The sequence below is a fragment of the Pseudomonas sp. JUb42 genome (genome assembly GCF_024807945.1).
Taxonomy (GTDB): Bacteria; Pseudomonadota; Gammaproteobacteria; order Pseudomonadales; family Pseudomonadaceae; genus Aquipseudomonas.
In genome coordinates this window covers 30,852-48,480 of record NZ_JANUFD010000023.1, presented here as the reverse complement: position 1 = coordinate 48,480, position 17,629 = coordinate 30,852, and the positions used below count along the sequence as shown (strand labels likewise).

Sequence of the window (17,629 nt, the reverse complement as noted above, 5' to 3'; positions counted from 1 at the left end):
CGCCACGATTCACGGGGCTTTGCTACAACAATCAATTTCATCGATTGTTACCATTAATTTTTTGTAATTTTGCATCGACAGATTGCGGGTAATATTGCCCTCGTACCCAATTAAATGCCCTATCGAGAAGCACCCCTTCATGAAACTCCATCTGTTGCTCAGCCTGTCCCTTTCCATTTTCGCGGCCAGCGCCATCGCCATGCCTGTGGCTGAACACGCGCCGTCCGCCGAAATGAAAGCCGGTTCGCAGGCTGAGCATGTACACGTCGCGCAAGAAGACTGCATCAGCCGTCAATACAAGCGCGTAGCCGAACATGATCCTGAGCGTGTGGTGCAGCAGTATCAGCGCGTCTAAGTCCAGCTGTTAATCTGCGGGAGCGAATTGTGGGAGCGAATTCATTCGCGAAGAGGCCAGTACATTCAACGCACGTGCGACTGAAATACCGCATTCGCGAATAAATTCGCTCCCACACTGTTAGTGTTCACAGAATTCGCGCCTTCAGAATTGCTTCCTGCACACATCCTCCAGCGCATTTGCTAGAGTGCCGCACCCTCTCCTCGCAGAATTCAGCCGTCCCATGCTGCCTCGTGCCGAACAGAAACAGCAGACCCGCCACGCCTTGCTCGACGCCGCTCGCAGCCTGATGGAGAGCGGGCGCGGGTTTGGCAGCCTGAGCCTGCGGGAAGTGGCGCGCACGGCGGGGATCGTGCCGACCGGTTTCTATCGCCACTTCGATGACATGGACCAACTCGGCCTGGCCCTGGTCAGCGAAGTCGGCCAGACCTTCCGCGAAACCCTGCGCATGGTGCGCCACAATGAAGTACTGCTGGGCGGTATTACCGACGCCTCGGTGCGTATCTTCCTTGATGTGGTGGCGGCCAATCGCTCGCAGTTCCTTTTTCTTGCAAGGGAGCAGTACGGCGGTTCGGTGCGAGTCCGCCAGGCCCTGGCGGCATTGCGCGAGGGCATCAGTACCGACCTTGCCGCCGACCTTGGCAACATGACCCGCTGGCAACACCTGGATGCCGCCGCGCTGTCGATTATTGCCGACCTGGTGGTACGCAGCGTGTTCTCCATGCTCCCGGAGCTGATCGACCCGCCAGCAGCCTCCCTGCCCCAGCATCTGACCCCCGAAGCCAAGATCACCCAGCAGTTGCGCTTTATCTTTATCGGCGCCAAGCACTGGCAGGGGCTGGGCAGTACCGAGTGAGCCAGCCGCAGTGGTTTTCACGCAGGACCGGCTTTAACCGGGAGAGCGCTCGCGGCTAAAGCCGTTCCTACGGATGTGCACACCCACGTCAACGCACCACAAAGATGCACCTTGGATTAATCTGGCACCGTTATCTGACATAAATCCTCGGCAAGGCTACCGATCCGTCAGCTATTTCCTACACTCTGCACTGTTGGCAAGCCCCTTGCTCTAACTTGAAGCATCGCAATCAGCCGGATGCCCCCTCAATGTTGGTGATTCATCAAAGAATCGAACCCCAGGCCGAATGGGCTGCCGAGTTGCACCTGAACTTCGAGGCGCGCAGCAAGAGTCGCCTGCGCTGTTTCAGTGCTGACGGTGAAGATGTCGGCCTGTTTCTCGAACGCGGCCAGCAGCCGCTGCGCGACGGTGAATTCCTCAAAGCCGAGGACGGCCGTATCGTGCGGGTCTGTGCTCGGCCTGAACAACTGATGCACGTTACCTGTTCCAATGCTTTCGAACTGACCCGTGCGGCCTACCATCTGGGCAACCGCCACGTCGCCCTGCAAGTCGGTGACGGCTGGCTGCGTCTACTCGATGACTATGTGCTCAAGGCCATGCTCGATCAGTTGGGCGCCCATACCGAATCCATCGAAGCGCCGTTCCAGCCGGAGCACGGCGCCTACGGCGGCGGCCATCACCATTCCCGCGCCGGTGAAGAAGACTTCAACTACCCGCCACGCCTGCACCAGTTTGGTGTGCGCAAGTGAATAACGCCTGGGCCTTGTTGCGCCTGGCCAGTCCGCAATTGCCGATTGGCGGCTACAGCTATTCCCAGGGCCTGGAAATGGCCGTAGAGCAAGGCATCGTCAAAGACCCGGCCAGTGCCGGACGCTGGATTGCTGATCAACTGTTGCTCAACCTGGCCCGTTTCGAGGCGCCTTTGTTGTTCGCCCATTGCCGCGCTGCCGCCGAGGATGAGTGGGGCCAGCTGCTGCAACTGAGCGAAGAACACCGCGCCAGTCGGGAAAGCCGTGAGCTGCACCAGGAAAGCCGGCAGATGGGTTATTCCCTGCAACAGTTGTTGCTGGGTCTGCCGGAGCTGGATCAGGCCGCCCGGGACTTTCTCGCCCAGACCAGCGAGCCACACCTGGCCCTGGGCTGGGCCCTGGCGGCGCGGGCCTGGCGGATCACGCCGGATAACGCCCTGGCCGCCTGGCTGTGGAGCTGGCTGGAAAACCAGTTGGCGGTGCTAATGAAGACCCTGCCTCTGGGCCAGCAAGCCGCACAACGCCTGACCAGTGAATTGCTGCCTCTGCTTGAACAGGCGCAGCAACACGCCACCACTCTCGACCCATGTCATATCGGCAGCGCCAGTTTTGGCCTGTCCCTGGCGAGCATGGCTCATGAACGTCAATACAGCCGGTTGTTCCGGTCCTGATCAGCCTCTCAATGGAGAACTCAATGAACAGCCAACCCCTGCGCGTAGGTATCGGTGGCCCGGTCGGTTCGGGCAAGACCGCCCTGACCCTGGCCCTGTGCCTGGCCCTGCGCGATCGCTATAACCTGGCGGTCGTGACCAACGATATCTACACCCGCGAAGACGCCGACTTTCTGGTCCGTAACGAAGCCCTGGCGCCGGAACGCATCATTGGCGTGGAAACCGGCGGCTGCCCGCATACCGCGATTCGCGAGGACGCTTCGATCAACCTGGAAGCCGTGGACCAGTTGAACCGCCGCTTCGAAGGGCTGGACCTGATCATCGTCGAGTCCGGCGGCGACAACCTGTCCGCCACTTTCAGTCCCGAACTGTCCGACCTGACGATCTATGTGATCGATGTGTCGGCCGGCGACAAGCTGCCACGCAAGGGTGGTCCTGGCATCTGCAAGTCCGACCTGCTGGTGATCAACAAGATCGACCTGGCGCCGCTGGTGGGCGCGTCCCTGGAAATGATGGACAGCGACACCAAGCGCATGCGCGGCGACAAGCCCTTTGTCTTCAGCAACCAGAAAACCGGCCAGGGTCTGGAGCAGATCATTGCCTTTATCGAACGCCAGGGCCTGCTGACCCAGGCCGCCTGAATTCCCTCTCTCAAGGAAGTTTGTCCATGACCTACAAAAAAGCCCTTGCCGCCCTGGCCCTGCTGCTCGCCCCAGCCCTGGCCTTCGCTCACCCCGGCCACGACGAAAGCGGCCTGCTGGCCGGTGTCAGCCATCCCTTGAGCGGCATCGACCACCTGCTGGCGATGATAGCCGTAGGCCTGTGGGCCGCCCAACAGAAAGGCGCCGCCCGCTGGGCCCTGCCGTGCGCCTTCGTCGGCACCATGCTCCTGGGTGGCGTGCTGGGTTTCGAGGGCCTGGCGCTGCCGGGCCTGGAAACCGGCATCGCCGCCTCGGTGATGGCCCTGGGCATGGCCGTGGCGCTAGCCGTGCGTCCGCCGCTGTTCATGGCCGTCGCCGCAACCGCGCTGTTCGCCCTGTTCCACGGCGTCGCCCACGGTAACGAACTGCCGGAAATGGCCAGCCCATGGGCCTACGCCGCAGGCTTCGTCGCCGCTACCGCCGCCCTGCATGCCGCAGGCTACGCCGTGGTGCGTGTGCTGCCACAGGCTGCTGCACCGCTGGTACGGGTCGCCGGCGCAGTGTCTGCTGCGGTGGGTGTGTGGTTGATGGTGGGGTAAGCGAGTCAAACGCACCTTCAGAAGCCGGGCTTGCCCGCGAAAAAGTCGCGACAGGCGCGACATCATCGTCGGCTGCTTCATCGTCTTCGCGGGCAAGCCTCGCTCCCACAGGACCGTATGCACCTGTAGGAGCCGGGCTTGCCCGCCAAGAGGCCAAGCCAATTTCCCCTTTCACGAATGAATTCGCACCCACCGGGCCAGCGCGCTACCATGTCGCGCAATTCGACCCTGCCGTGACACCCGCCAATGTCTGATGCCCCTCGCTCCGCCCCCCAGCCTGAAGTGACCGCCCTGTTTGCGGCCGTGCAGCAGCATTTCCTGCAGGTCATCGTGCCGCTGTGGCAGGAGTCCGGCTGGAACACTCAACTCGCCCTGCCCTATGAAGCCGTCGACGGTCAGCACGCCCCTTTGCCGCCGCAGCGTTATCGGGCCATGGCCTGTGCCCGACAGCTGTTTGTGTTTTCCAGCCTGATCGGGCGAGTCCCAGGCGCTGAGATACGTGCGGCAGCGTTGTTTCGCTCGTTGCAGCGCCACTTCCATGATGCCGAGCACGGCGGCTGGTTCTACAGCATCGACCCCCAGGGCGCGCCCCTGGATCGGCGCAAGGATCTCTACACCCACGCTTTCATCATCTTTGCCTGCGCCCATTACTGGGCCAAGGTACGTGAGCCGCTGGTGGAGTCGGTGCTCAATGCCGCCCTCAACGTGGTCGCCGGGCGTTTTGCCGATGGCACCGGGCTGTACGAAGCCGTGCTGGCCGAGGACTGGTCGAGCCTGGACAGCGGCCCGCTGCAGAACCCGCTGATGCATCTCGCCGAGGCATTTCTGGCTACGGTGTCGGTGCGTGAAGATGCTGCCACCCTAAAGGCACTGGACGGGTTGGCCGAGGCCATGCAGCAGCGCTTTATCGACCCGGATACCGGGCTGATGCTGGAGAAACCCAAAGGTACTGTGGATAACTGGTATGAACCGGGCCATCAGTTTGAGTGGTTCTATCTGCTGGAGTCGTCCGAACACCTGCGCGGCAGTGCGCTGCATGGGTCATTGAAGCGGTCATTCGCGCTTGCCGAGGCACAGGGCGTCGACACACTGAATGGTGCGGTCACGGCGATGCTGGAGATTGATGGCACGGTGCGGGATGCGACTCAGCGCATCTGGGCCCAGGCCGAGTACCTGCGCGCCCTGGTGCTGCGGCCAGACGCTGATCAGCGTGTTCCGCAACTATTGCAGGCCCTGCAACAGCGCTTCCTGCATGCCAAGGGCTGGCATGAGTGCCTGGACGCCGATGGCCAGGTCAGCCGCAGTGACATGCCGTCCACCACGCCTTATCACCTGGCGACCTGCTATCTGGGGCTGGCCGAGTATTTTGCAGCGCCATGACCCTGTGGATCCTGCGCAGTAAACCGTAGGACCGGCTTCAGCCGGGAGAGCGTCACTCGCGGCTGAAGCCGCTCCTACGGTGCTGCATCAAACTATCGATTAACCGCGCGAACGATCAATCGAGAACCCGGCCCAGGTCTGGCTGACCGGCATCAGTTCCAGGCTGTTGATATTGACGTGGGCCGGGGTGTTGAGGATCCAGAAGATAGTGTCAGCGATATCCTGCGGCTGGATCGGCTCGGCACCGGCGTAGGTGGCGTCGTACTTGGCCTGGTCACCGCCAAAGCGCACCAGGGAGAACTCGCTTTCGCACAGGCCCGGCTCCAGATTGGTCACGCGCACACCAGTGCCGATCAGGTCGTTGCGCAGGTTCAGGGAGAACTGGCCGACGAACGCCTTGGTGCCGCCATAGACGTTACCGCCCGGATACGGGTAGTTGCCCGCCACCGAGCCCAGGTTGACGATACTGGCACCGCGACCATGAGCAATCAGGCGCGGCAGCAGCAGGCGCGTGGCGTAGACCAGGCCTTTGACGTTGGTGTCGATCATGGTGTCCCAGTCGTCCAGATCGCACTTGGGCGCAGGATCGATACCCAGGGCCAGGCCAGCGTTGTTGATCAGGCCGCGGATCTTGGCAAACTCTTCCGGCAGACCGGCAATGGCGGTCTCCATGGCCCCACGATCGCGTACGTCGACCACCAGGGTATGCACCTTGGTCTGCTTCGACAATTCGGCCTTCAGGGCGCTCAGGCGGTCTTCACGGCGCCCGGTCAGGATCAGCGACCAGCCGGCTTCGGCAAAGCGACGGGCACAGGCTTCGCCGAACCCGGAAGTGGCACCAGTGATGAATACGGTGGAAGTCATTTCATTCTCCTGAAAAGGCGCGAAGACGACGCAATCGAGTGGCGTCGGGCGCAAATGGGAAGGCCCAGCAGAATGCCCGGCCAGACAGGTTCACGGCAAGTCTGTGGATAAAAAAACCATTTCCCGGATATGACTGGTCAAAAAACGATCAACTCAGGCAAAGCCACGCCGCGCCTGGCCTGCACGGGGTTTTGCCCACCTTATCCACAGTCAGGCCCACAATAACCGTGGGCAACTGCATTTGCCCACAGCCAGCGGATTTCGTGGGCTGTACGGTATTTGTGCTTGACCTGGGCTGGCAATTTGGTGAAGGCGCATGGCCTTGTGCCTGTTACCGCTCACAGGCAGGTGCCTGCCGGACCAGTAATTACGCCCCTCACAGGGCTCTTTCCAACGCTTGCCCACAGAGTTATCCACAGGCTTTTCCCACCCCTGAGCTGTATGAACAACCAGGTCAAAAGGCATTGACAAAGGCCCTCAAAATACCGCCAAAAATCACTGATCAAAAAACGAACAACGAGCTACAAACCACGTAGATCAAGGCCTCCAGACAGCTACTACCATCTTATTCACAGCCAGCTCCACAGTAATACTGAACAAGTCAAAAGCGTGACAAAACAACTGTTTGCAGCGGTTTTATGTCGCACTGCCAGCCCGCGTCAAAATTGTTTTCCACAATTGGCAAAAAACAACGCCCCGAGTGTTTTGCACTCGGGGCGTCGGGTAAAAACAGGCGTTTCTTGACGAAATCAGTGACCGCCCAGATAGGCGTTCCTAACCTCTTCATTGACCAGCAATTCCTGCCCCGTGCCACTCAGGCGGATCTCGCCGTTGACCATCACATAGGCGCGGTCAGACAGTTTGAGCGCGTGGTTGGCGTTCTGCTCGACCAAAAAGATGGTCATGCCGGTTTTCGCCAGCTCGCGCAGCGTGGAGAAGATCTGCTTCACGATGATCGGTGCCAGGCCCAGGCTCGGCTCGTCCAGCAGCAACAGCTTGGGACGGCTCATCAGGGCGCGGGCGATGGCGAGCATCTGCTGCTCGCCGCCGGACATGGTCATGGCGCGCTGGTTACGACGTTCCTTCAAACGCGGGAACAGCTCGAACATACGCTGCATGTCTTCGCTGGAGTGTTTGTCGCCGATGGGGATGGTGCCCATCATCAGGTTTTCCTCGACCGACATGTCAGGGAAAACCCGGCGACCTTCCGGCGACTGGGCAATGCCGTTGGAGGCGATGTAGTGGGACGACTTCTGGGTGATATCGACACCCTGATAGATAATCTGCCCCGCAGCCGCACGCGGCTGGCCAAAGATCGACATCAGCAAAGTGGATTTGCCCGCACCGTTGGAGCCGATCAGGCTCACGGTCTCGCCTTCATTGATGTACATCGAGACTTTTTTCAGGGCCTGGATAGGCCCGTAATACACGTCGATCTCTTTCAGTTCGAGGATCGGCTTGCTCATACCAATTCCTCTTCATCAGCGCCCAGGTACGCGGCGATCACTTTTGGATCGTTGCGGATCTGTTCCGGCCCGCCCATGGCAATCACGTTGCCGTGGTCGAGCACCACAATATCGTCGGAGATGCCCATGACCATGCCCATGTCGTGCTCAATCAGCACGATGGTCATGTCGTGTTCGTCGCGCAGCAGGCGGATCATGCCGCTCAGCGCCTCGGTTTCCTGCGGGTTGAGGCCTGCTGCCGGTTCGTCCAGGCAGATCACCTGAGGCCGCGTGCACATGGCCCGGGCGATTTCCAGGCGGCGCTGCTGGCCGTAGGACAGCTCACCGGCCAGGCGGTTGGCGCAATCCACCAGATCGACCACTTCCAGCCAGTAGAACGCCGTATTCATGGCGTCGTCTTCGGCCTTGCGGTAGCCCTTGGTATTGAGGATGCCCGCGATCATGCTGCGGTTGACCCACATGTGCTGGGCCACCAGCAGATTTTCGATCACCGACATTTCCTTGAACAGGCGAATGTTCTGGAAGGTCCGGGCCATGCCTGCGCGGTTGATCAAGTGCGTACCGCCAAACATCTTGTAGTACAGGCGGTTAATGAAGCGTTTGGGCGAGAGGAAGTCCGCGACCTGGAATTGCTCGCCGAGCAACTGGATCACGTTGGTCTGCTTGCCCTTGGCATTGAGCTGGATGCGCCCGCCCGTGGCCTTGTAGAAGCCGGTCAGGCAGTTGAATACCGTGGTCTTGCCCGCGCCGTTTGGGCCGATCAGGGCGAAGATCGAGTTGCGACGTACTTTCAGGCTGACATCGCTCAGAGCCTTGATGCCGCCGAAGTGCATCATCAGGTTTTCGACGGACAGGACGATTTCATCACTCATTTACACGCCCTCCGGTTTAGCCAGCACACCCTTGCGTGGGCGCACGCCGGTACGGCTGATACGAATCAGGCCGCGTGGGCGCCAGATCATCATCAGTACCATCAGGATGCCGAACAACAACACGCGATATTCGGCGAAGCTGCGCAGCATCTCAGGGGCAACAGTCAGTACGAAGGCTGCGATCACCACACCAATGGTCGACCCCATGCCGCCCAGTACAACGATGGCCAGGATCAGCGCCGACTCGAAGAAGGTGAACGAGGTCGGGTTGACGAAGCCCTGGTACGAGGCAAAGAACACCCCGGCCAGACCGGCAGTAGAGGCGCCGATGGTGAATGCCGAGAGCTTGACCAGTACGTGGTTCAGGCCCATGGACCGGCAAGCGATCTCATCCTCACGCAGCGCTTCCCAGGCACGGCCTATCGGCATGCGGGTCAGGCGATGCTTGATGTACAGCACCGCGAGCACAACCAGGAACAGCACGGCATAGATGAAGATGAATTTCAGGTCCGGGTTGTATTCGAAACCGAAGTACTCGTGGATCGGGATGCCGCCGTCCTTGGCCCGACGCCCAAATTCCAGGCCGAAGAAAGTCGGCGAAGGCACCGGCACGCCGTTCGGACCACCGGTAAACGACAGCCAGTTATTGAGGATCAGTCGAATGATTTCGCCGAAACCCAGGGTCACGATAGCCAGATAGTCGCCGTGCATACGCAGGACCGGGAAGCCAAGGATGCAACCTGCCAACGCGGCAGCAATCGCCGCCAACGGCAATGCCGACCAGAAGCCCAGCCCGAGGTATTGATAGCCTAGAGCCAGACCGTAGGCGCCGATGGCATAGAACGCCACGTAGCCAAGGTCGAGCAGACCGGCCAGGCCGACCACGATGTTCAGGCCCAGGCCCAGCAACACGTAGACCAGGCCGAGAATGACCACCGTCAGCACGTACTTGTCGGCAAAGATCGGGAATATGACGGCAATCACGATCATCAACGGGATGATGTAGCGCAGGCGCGTCTTGTAATCGTGGGGCAGCACATGCACACCCGATCCGGCGGTTTCGAAGCTTTGCGTGATGTTGCGGCCCTTGGGCGTTTGCAGAAACAGGCTGATCAGGAAGCGCCCGACCATGACCACGCCAACCAGCGCGGCAACACGGGTGGGTTGAGTATTAAAGCCGTAGCCGTCCAGGACGATGCCGACGATCGGGCCGAACACGATCAGTGCCAGCAGGCCGGCAATTACCGCGTCGATCAGGCTTTGTTTGATATCGATGGGTTTGACAGGAGCAGACATGGTTATACCTTCGCCACGAGTGGGCGACCCAGCAGGCCTTGAGGACGGAAGATCAGGATCACGACCAGCAGGCCGAAACTGAACACATCCTTATAATCAGAGTTGATCAGACCGGAGAACTGCGACTCGGCAACCCCCAGGATCAACCCACCGAGCATCGCACCCGGCAACGAACCGATCCCGCCCAATACCGCTGCGGTGAAGGCCTTGATGCCGATGACGAAGCCGGCGAAGAAGTCGAACGTGCCGTAGTTCATGGTGATCAGCACACCGGCCAGTGCAGCCATGGCGGCGCCGATAACGAAAACGTAGGAAATCACGCGGTCGGTGTTGATCCCCAGGATCGACGCCATCTTGCGGTCCTGCTGGGTAGCGCGGCACATGCGGCCGAGCTTGGTGTACTTGATGATGTAGGTCAGTACGCCCATGCCGATGAAGGCGGCAATCAGGATGAAGATCTTGGTGTAGGTAATTTGGACAAAACCGCTGCCTATATCAAAACGCCAGGCACCTTCGAGCAGGGTCGGTACGCCTTGTTGGCGAGGGCCCTGGGCGATCTGTGCATAGTTTTGCAGGATCAGGGAAATGCCGATGGCACTGATCAGGGGCGCCAGGCGCGTCGAGTTGCGCAGGGGTTTGTAGGCCACTCGCTCAATGACAAAGCCGTAAACACCGGTCACCACAATGGTGAAGATCAGCGTGCCGAGAATAAGGAAAGGGAACGACTCGATACCGAAGAATGACAGGACTGCCAGGCCGATGGCCGCCAGGTAAGCCGAGATCATGTACACATCGCCGTGGGCGAAGTTGATCATGCCGATGATGCCGTAGACCATCGTGTAACCGATAGCGATCAGGCCGTAGACCGAACCGAGGGTCAGGCCGTTGACCATTTGTTGCAGGAAAATACCATCCATCACGCACGCTCACGAACTTGAAGGGCCACGCCGGAACCGGTCTGGGACTCCCTCGTGAGGAGTGCCGGGACGCAGGCAATGACTACATAAGAAATCCGGGGCTACAGGGCGCAGCACCCATGACCGGGCCTGACTGTTGCGTGGCGCAATGCCACGCAACAGCCGGTCCGACTTAAGCGTTCAACTTACTTCTGTTTTTCGAGCTGATGGTATTTACCGTCTTTGTCCCACTGGTAAACCACGTAGTCGGAGATTTTCAGGTCGCCTTTGGAGTCCCAGTTTTTCTCACCCATGACGGTTTTGACCGGATGGGATTTGAGCCACTTGGCTGCGTCTTCGCCCTTGTTCGACTTGGCGCCGTTGAAGCCGGCAGCCAGAGCCTGGACCGAAGCGTAAGCGTAGAGGGTGTAGCCCTCAGGCTCGTAGCCCGACTTGCGGAAGGTTTCAACCACGGCCTTGCTGTCTGGCAGCAGACGCGGGTCAGCGCCGAAGGTCATGTACACGCCGTCGACGTATTGAGCGCCGCCTGCGGTGGTGACCAGTTCGTCAGTCACGATGCCGTCATCGGACATGAACTTGACGTCTTTGAGACCTTGTTCACGCAGCTGGCGAACCAGTGGACCGGCTTCCGGGTGCAGGCCGCCGAAGTAGACTACGTCAGCACCAACGCTGCGGATTTTGGTCACCAGGGCGCTGAAGTCTTTCTCGCCACGGGTCAGACCTTCTTCCAGCACTGGCTTGACGCCGCGCTTGGTCAGTTGCTTGGCGGTGGCGTCAGCCAGGCCCTTGCCGTAGGTGTCTTTGTCGTTGATGACCGCGACTTTCTTGCCTTTGAGCACATCGACGATGTAGTCACCGGCCACGATCCCTTGCTGGTCGTCACGACCGCACATACGGAACATGGCACCCAGACCACGCTCGGTAACGGTTGGGTTGGTGGAGCCCGGGGTGATCGCGATGATGCCCGCTTCGTCATAGACCTCGGACGCCGGGATAGTCGACGAGGAGCAGAAGTGACCGACTACGCCTGCAACTTTATCCGATGCTGCCTTGTTGGCAACGGCAACGGCCTGTTTCGGCTCGCAGGCATCGTCGTAGGCGGTCAACACGATTTTCTCGCCGTTAACGCCGCCAGCAGCGTTGATCGCATCCGCTGCGGCCTGAGCGCCGCTCATGTACTGCTTACCGAACGAAGCGTTGGCACCGGTCATCGGGCCTGCTACGCCGATTTTGACGTCTGCCTGGGCAAACGCCGACACGCCCAATGCAGTAGCGACTGCGATTGCCAGAAAACCTTTCCTGTAAAACGTCTGCGACATGAGTTGGTGCTCCTGAGGTTTTTTAGTTAGCACTGCGACTACGGGGATTGCTCAGAGCAAGCGCCGTGCCATCACTTTTTTATTCTGAAAAAAGTCGCGATTTTGTTGATATTGGGCGTTTCGTGCCTTTCCTATCGGGACGTACAACCTGTAGGAATGCGACAGGTGCAACCTCTCAAGAAAAAAGAGCAACCCACCCAAATAAACATTGCAACCGGACCTTCCCTCTGCGTACAACCGGACTGTAACAGGGTGCGTCACCGAAATGCACACCCACGGTGCGCACCCGCTACGGGACGCACCATTTGAGGTTAGTGGATGTGCAAAAAAGTGCCGTTCAACTTGTCCGAACTGCCACTTATATGACGATTCGCAGACACTGGCCCGCGTGATAAAGCGAGAAACCCGCCTCATAGAAAGCACTGCGCAGGCCCACCCCGACCAACGGCGCCATCGGCGTGAACGGTATAGGCAGCACCTTGGCATTGCCGGTACACAGGTAATCGGCAAAGGCTTTGCCGACCACCGTCCCCGTGGTATTGCCGCGACCGTTATAGCCCGTGACCGCAACCAGGCTGGGAGCCGGTTCGAACATGCGCAATAAGTGGTCAGGCGTGAAGGAAATACAGCCCGTCCAGGTGCACTCCCACTCGACATTCTTCAGATACGGGTAGTAATGCTGCTGCACCCGGTCGGCCCAGGCCTTGAGGAACCAGCCCGGCTTTTGATTGCCATTGCCCAGACTGCCCAGCAACAGGCGACCATCGGCGTCACGGCGGATGCTGCTGAGCACCTGACGGGTATCCCACGAGCCCTGACCGAACGGCAGAATCTGCGCGGCAGCGTCACCACTGAGCGGCACCGAGGCGACCTGATAGTAATAGCCGGGGAAAAAGCTGCGGCGCAGCTCGGTCCACTCGCCTTCGGTGTAGGCATTGGAGGCGATCACCACCTGACTGGCCATCACCGCGCCGTTATCAGTGACCACACACCAACGCTCGCCCTGACGCTCAAGACGCGTGACCGGAGAATGGTCGTAGCGGCGGCCACCCAGGGTTTCCACAGCCTTGGCCAGGCCACTGGTGTAGGCCATGGGGTTGATCGTCCCGGCGCGGCGGTCGAGCAAGGCGCTGGTGATCTGTTTGGTACCGGTGGCCTCTTCACAGGCCTTGCCGGTCAACAACTCAACGGGCGCGCCACGGCGCTTCCATTGTTCCTCGCGACTGCGCAGATCAGCGCCGCCACGAGCGTTATGGGCCATGTGCAGCGTACCTTCACGGCGCGCCTGGCAGTCGATGCCGTATTTTTCGATCAGGCTGAACACCAGCGAAGGTGCGCCGCCGAGCATGCTGTTCAATTGGCTGCCGATGGCTTCGCCAAACCCTGCTTCGATATCGTCCGGCGGGATCCACAAACCGGCGTTGACCAGCCCCACATTGCGCCCCGAGCCGCCCTGGCCGGTGCGGTGGGCTTCGACGATCACGACGCTCTTGCCCTGTTCCAACAGATGTATCGCAGCGGAAAGCCCGGTGATGCCTGCGCCGATCACACAGACATCCGCCGTCACCTCCCCCTTCAACGCTGACGCGTCAGGCCTCTGCGGCGTCAGCGTTTCCCATAGACATTCTTCGCGTAGCGACATCGCAAAACCCCGGAAAGAGACAACGATGGTTCATTTGAATACGGTGGGACCGGCTTTAGCCGGGAAGACAAATGTAAAGACGATAGAAGCTTATCGATCCTGCCTGCGTCTTCCCGGCTAAAGCCGGCCCCACATCAGCCCTGCATCAGCGCCACATCAATCAGTCGAAGGTAATACCCTGCGCCAACGGCAGTTCGCGGGAGTAGTTCACGGTCGCGGTCTGGCGACGCATGTAGCCTTTCCACGAATCCGAACCGGACTCACGGCCACCGCCGGTTTCTTTCTCGCCACCGAAGGCGCCGCCGATTTCCGCGCCGCTTGGGCCGATGTTGACGTTGGCGATACCGCAGTCGCTGCCCACTGCCGAGATAAACGACTCGGCTTCACGCACGTCGGTGGTGAAGATGCACGAGGACAGGCCTTGTGGCACTTCGTTGTTCAGGCGCACGGCGTCGCTGAACTCCTCGTAGCCAATCACATAAAGGATCGGAGCGAAGGTTTCGTGGCGCACCACCGCGCTTTGCTCAGGCATTTCAACGATGGCCGGGGAAACGTAGTAAGCGTTAGGGAAGGTGTCCTGCAACTGACGCTCGCCGCCGAATACCTTGCCGCCTTCGCTAAGCGCCTGCTCGAGGGCGTCCTGCATGCCCTGGAAGCTTTGTTGATCGATCAGCGGGCCGATCAGGTTGCCTTCCAGCGGGTGACCGATACGGACTTTCGAGTACGCGGTTTTCAGACGTGAAACGAAGTCAGCCTTGACCGATTCGTGGGCAATCAGGCGACGCAAAGTGGTGCAACGCTGGCCGGCAGTACCGACGGCGCTGAACAATACTGCGCGCACGGCCAGGTCCAGGTCGGCACTCGGGGTGAGGATCATGGCGTTGTTGCCGCCAAGCTCAAGGATGCTGCGGGCAAAGCGCGCGGCGATCTTCGGTGCGACTTCACGGCCCATGCGGGTGCTGCCGGTAGCGCTGATCAGGGCGACGCGCGGGTCATCGACCAAGGCTTCACCGGCATCGCGGCCGCCAATGATCACTTGGGCGAGATAAGGCGGTGCATCCGGGAAGTCCTTGGCGACGCGGTCGAACAGCGCCTGACAGGCCAGGCCGGTCAGCGGGGTCTTTTCCGACGGTTTCCAGATCACCGAGTTACCGCAGACCAGCGCCAGTGCGGTGTTCCACGACCAGACGGCCACCGGGAAGTTGAACGCACTGATCACGCCGACCACACCCAGTGGGTGCCAGGTTTCACGCATATGGTGGCCCGGGCGCTCGGAAGCGATGGTCAAGCCGTACAGCTGGCGGGACAGACCAACCGCGAAGTCGCAGATATCGATCATTTCCTGCACTTCACCCAGGCCTTCCTGAGTGATCTTGCCCGCTTCCCAGGACACCAGCTCGCCCAGGTCAGCCTTATATTTGCGCAGCGCTTCGCCGAACAGGCGGATCAGCTCGCCACGACGGGGGGCCGGAACCTTGCGCCAGGCGTCAAACGCTGCGTCGGCACGGGTCACCTGTTGCTCGACTTCAGCCGCGCCTTGCCAGGTCACAGCGCCGATGCGCTCGCCGTTGATCGGTGTGTGCACAGGCTTGTCGCCCTTCTGGTACAGGGCTGGATCGACACCGAGACGGGTTAGCAGGTCGGTAAGCATGGTGGCTCCTTTGATTGCAGAATTCGGGAAAATCTTCAGGCTCTAGTAATAGCCTTGTTCATACATTGCAACAAACGACCATTCGGCGAGATATCATTCCGTTTATTCATGCAACCTGCGATCCAGCGTCAAGGCGACCCCACCCATGCTGAACAAGCGCTACCTGCCCTCGATCACCGCCCTGCAATGCTTTGAAGCGGTGACCCGGCACCTGAGCTTCACCCGCGCGGCCGAAGAGCTGAATCTGACCCAGAGCGCGGTCAGCAAGCAGGTCGCGCAGCTCGAAGAGCTGGTGCAACACCTGCTGTTCCGCCGGGTCCGTCGCCGTTTGCAACTGACGCCCGCCGGGGCACTGTATCTGGCGGAAGTACGCAAGATCTTGACCCAGGTCGAGATGTCCACGCACTTTCTGCGTTCCTACGGCGGTGAAACCGAAGTCCTTCGGGTTTCCACACCCTCGACCTTCGGCGCGCGCTGGCTGGTGCCGCGACTCAAGGGCTGGCGCCTGCGTCATCCGCACATTCATCTGGACCTGATCAACGAACAGGGCGCGGACGACCTGATCCAGGGCCGTTGCGATCTGGCCTTCTACTTTGGCCAGGGCGCCCTGCCTGGCGCCGAGAGCGTGCGCCTGTTCGACGAAGAACTGGTGCCGGTCTGCTCCCCCGACAGCCTGCCGTCGACGCCACTGACCGATCCGACGCAATTGACCGACATGGTCCTGCTGCAAAACGCCTATCGGCCCCAGGCCTGGCACGAATGGTTCGACAGCCAGGGCTATCACACCGAACACAGCTACCACGGGCCGCGTTTCGAGACCTTTTATATGTGCATCCGCGCCGCCCAGGTCGGTTGCGGCGTGGCACTGCTGCCGCGTTTCCTGGTCGAAGAGGAGCTGGCGGATGGCAAGCTGATCATCCCTTGGGCCCACGCCCTGCCCAGCCATGACGCCTATTACCTGGCCTACCCCGAGCATGCCGCCGAGGTGCCCAAAGTCCGTGATTTTGTGCAATGGATGCTGGAACAGTTGGATAACCCGACGGATTAAGCGCGACAATGCCGCCTCTGCACCTGTCGGCACTGCCCTGTAATCACCTGCCTGACAGCCTGCCCCTACTTTATCGGCGACTCTGGAGACCAATAAAACATGAGCGAGAGCGCCTTCTCCGACCGCATCGTGCAGAACTTGCTGGATACCGATTTCTACAAGCTGACCATGATGCAGGCCGTGCTGCACAACTATCCCAACGTCGACGTCGAGTGGGAGTTTCGCTGCCGCAATGGCGAAGACCTGCGCCCGTATCTGAACGAAATTCGCCAGCAAATCGAACTGTTGTGCGAGCTGTCCATGAGCAACGAGCAACTGGCCTTTCTGGAACGCATCACGTTCATGAAGCCTGACTTCCTGCGCTTTTTGGGCCTGTTCCGTTTCAACATGCGCTACGTCAAGGCCAGCATCGAGGATGGTGAGTTGTGCATCCGTCTGCATGGCCCGTGGCTGCATGTGATTCTCTTTGAAGTGCCGCTGCTGGCCATCGTCAGCGAAGTGCGCAACCGCACGCGTCACTCGGGGATTCTGCTCAGCGAGGCACGGGAGCAGTTGTACCGCAAGTTCGACTGGCTGACCGCCAATGCCCGACCCGATGAGCTGGCCGAGCTTAAAGTGGCTGACTTCGGCACCCGTCGGCGCTTTTCCTATCGCGTACAGGAAGAAGTCGTACGCGTGCTCAAGAAAGACTTCCCCGGCCAGTTCGTCGGCACCAGTAATGTGCAGCTTGCGCGCCAGAATGACCTCAAGCCCCTGGGCACCATGGCCCATGAGTGGATCATGGCCCACCAACAGCTCGGCCCGCGCCTGATCGACAGTCAGATTGCCGCGCTGGACTGCTGGGTCCGCGAATACCGCGGCCTGCTGGGTATCGCCCTGACCGACTGCATCAATACCGACGCCTTCCTTACCGATTTCGATCTGTACTTCGCCAAGCTGTTCGACGGCCTGCGCCATGATTCGGGCGATCCGGTGATCTGGGCCGAAAAATGCATCACCCATTACCAGCGCCTGGGCATAGACCCCATGAGCAAGACCCTGGTCTTCTCCGATGGCCTGACCTTGCCCAAGGCCCTGGAAATATTCCGCGCCTTGCGTGGTCGGATCAATGTCAGCTTCGGCATCGGCACCAACCTGACCGCTGACATACCGGGCGTCGAGCCGATGAGTATCGTCCTGAAGATGACCGCCTGCGCCGGCCAGCCGGTGGCGAAGATCTCCGACGAACCCGGCAAGACCCAATGCAAGGACCCGAATTTTGTCGCCTACCTGCGCCATGTCTTCAAGGTGCCCGGCTGACTCA

General features: G+C 60.2%; 17 protein-coding genes. 9 read left to right on the top strand and 8 right to left on the bottom strand.

Features of this window, described 5'->3' with window-relative positions:
- The first annotated feature begins 139 nt into the window (after positions 1-139).
- From M2401_RS32355 to M2401_RS32325, 7 genes are all read left to right on the top strand, one after another.
- Positions 140-355, top strand: a complete 216-nt coding sequence (locus M2401_RS32355; RefSeq protein WP_259110807.1) for a hypothetical protein — start codon at positions 140-142, stop codon at positions 353-355.
- Between the two features lie 223 nt (positions 356-578).
- Positions 579-1,211, top strand: coding sequence for a TetR family transcriptional regulator (locus M2401_RS32350; protein WP_259110805.1), 633 nt, complete (start codon positions 579-581; stop codon positions 1,209-1,211).
- A gap of 248 nt (positions 1,212-1,459) precedes the next feature.
- On the top strand, positions 1,460-1,960 hold the full coding sequence (gene ureE / locus M2401_RS32345; RefSeq protein WP_259110803.1) for an urease accessory protein UreE: 501 nt from the start codon (positions 1,460-1,462) through the stop codon (positions 1,958-1,960).
- A complete protein-coding gene (locus tag M2401_RS32340; protein WP_259110800.1) occupies positions 1,957-2,631 on the top strand; it encodes an urease accessory protein UreF in 675 nt (224 codons plus the stop codon). Before ureE ends, M2401_RS32340 begins: the two co-directional genes overlap by 4 nt.
- Positions 2,632-2,654: 23 nt before the next feature.
- On the top strand, positions 2,655-3,272 hold the full coding sequence (ureG, locus tag M2401_RS32335; RefSeq protein WP_259110797.1) for an urease accessory protein UreG: 618 nt from the start codon (positions 2,655-2,657) through the stop codon (positions 3,270-3,272).
- A 26-nt stretch (positions 3,273-3,298) separates the two neighbouring features.
- Positions 3,299-3,871, top strand: coding sequence for a HupE/UreJ family protein (locus M2401_RS32330; protein WP_259110794.1), 573 nt, complete (start codon positions 3,299-3,301; stop codon positions 3,869-3,871).
- A 246-nt stretch (positions 3,872-4,117) separates the two neighbouring features.
- Entirely contained in the window at positions 4,118-5,251 is a 1,134-nt protein-coding gene (locus tag M2401_RS32325; protein WP_259110791.1) for an AGE family epimerase/isomerase, read from the top strand.
- 99 nt (positions 5,252-5,350) lie between these two features.
- On the opposite strand, the gene M2401_RS32320 is transcribed toward M2401_RS32325, so the two are convergent.
- From M2401_RS32320 to M2401_RS32285, 8 genes are all read right to left on the bottom strand, one after another.
- On the bottom strand, positions 5,351-6,115 hold the full coding sequence (locus M2401_RS32320) for an SDR family oxidoreductase (protein WP_259110789.1): 765 nt from the start codon (positions 6,113-6,115) through the stop codon (positions 5,351-5,353).
- Between the two features lie 749 nt (positions 6,116-6,864).
- A complete protein-coding gene (locus tag M2401_RS32315) occupies positions 6,865-7,581 on the bottom strand; it encodes an ABC transporter ATP-binding protein (RefSeq protein WP_259110786.1) in 717 nt (238 codons plus the stop codon).
- Positions 7,578-8,453: an ABC transporter ATP-binding protein gene (locus M2401_RS32310; RefSeq protein WP_259110783.1), complete on the bottom strand. Its 876-nt coding sequence runs from the start codon at positions 8,451-8,453 to the stop codon at positions 7,578-7,580. The genes M2401_RS32315 and M2401_RS32310 overlap by 4 nt, the downstream gene beginning before the upstream one ends.
- Positions 8,454-9,749 carry a high-affinity branched-chain amino acid ABC transporter permease LivM gene (gene livM / locus M2401_RS32305; RefSeq protein ID WP_259110780.1) on the bottom strand — a complete coding sequence of 432 codons (1,296 nt, stop codon included), beginning with the start codon at positions 9,747-9,749 and terminating at the stop codon, positions 8,454-8,456. It abuts the gene before it with no gap.
- 2 nt (positions 9,750-9,751) lie between these two features.
- Positions 9,752-10,666 (bottom strand): ABC transporter permease subunit, encoded by a 915-nt coding sequence (locus tag M2401_RS32300; RefSeq protein WP_259110778.1) that lies wholly within the window; start codon positions 10,664-10,666, stop codon positions 9,752-9,754.
- A gap of 185 nt (positions 10,667-10,851) precedes the next feature.
- Positions 10,852-11,985 carry an ABC transporter substrate-binding protein gene (locus tag M2401_RS32295; RefSeq protein ID WP_259110776.1) on the bottom strand — a complete coding sequence of 378 codons (1,134 nt, stop codon included), beginning with the start codon at positions 11,983-11,985 and terminating at the stop codon, positions 10,852-10,854.
- Positions 11,986-12,343: 358 nt separating this feature from the next.
- On the bottom strand, positions 12,344-13,627 hold the full coding sequence (locus M2401_RS32290; RefSeq protein ID WP_259110773.1) for an FAD-binding oxidoreductase: 1,284 nt from the start codon (positions 13,625-13,627) through the stop codon (positions 12,344-12,346).
- Positions 13,628-13,787: 160 nt separating this feature from the next.
- Positions 13,788-15,278 carry an aldehyde dehydrogenase family protein gene (locus tag M2401_RS32285; protein ID WP_310504170.1) on the bottom strand — a complete coding sequence of 497 codons (1,491 nt, stop codon included), beginning with the start codon at positions 15,276-15,278 and terminating at the stop codon, positions 13,788-13,790.
- Between the two features lie 145 nt (positions 15,279-15,423).
- Here M2401_RS32285 and M2401_RS32280 point away from each other — a divergent pair, with 145 nt between their 5' ends.
- Positions 15,424-16,326: a LysR family transcriptional regulator gene (locus M2401_RS32280; RefSeq protein WP_259110771.1), complete on the top strand. Its 903-nt coding sequence runs from the start codon at positions 15,424-15,426 to the stop codon at positions 16,324-16,326.
- 99 nt (positions 16,327-16,425) lie between these two features.
- Positions 16,426-17,625 carry a nicotinate phosphoribosyltransferase gene (gene pncB, locus M2401_RS32275; RefSeq protein WP_259110769.1) on the top strand — a complete coding sequence of 400 codons (1,200 nt, stop codon included), beginning with the start codon at positions 16,426-16,428 and terminating at the stop codon, positions 17,623-17,625.
- The last annotated feature ends 4 nt before the right edge of the window (positions 17,626-17,629 follow it).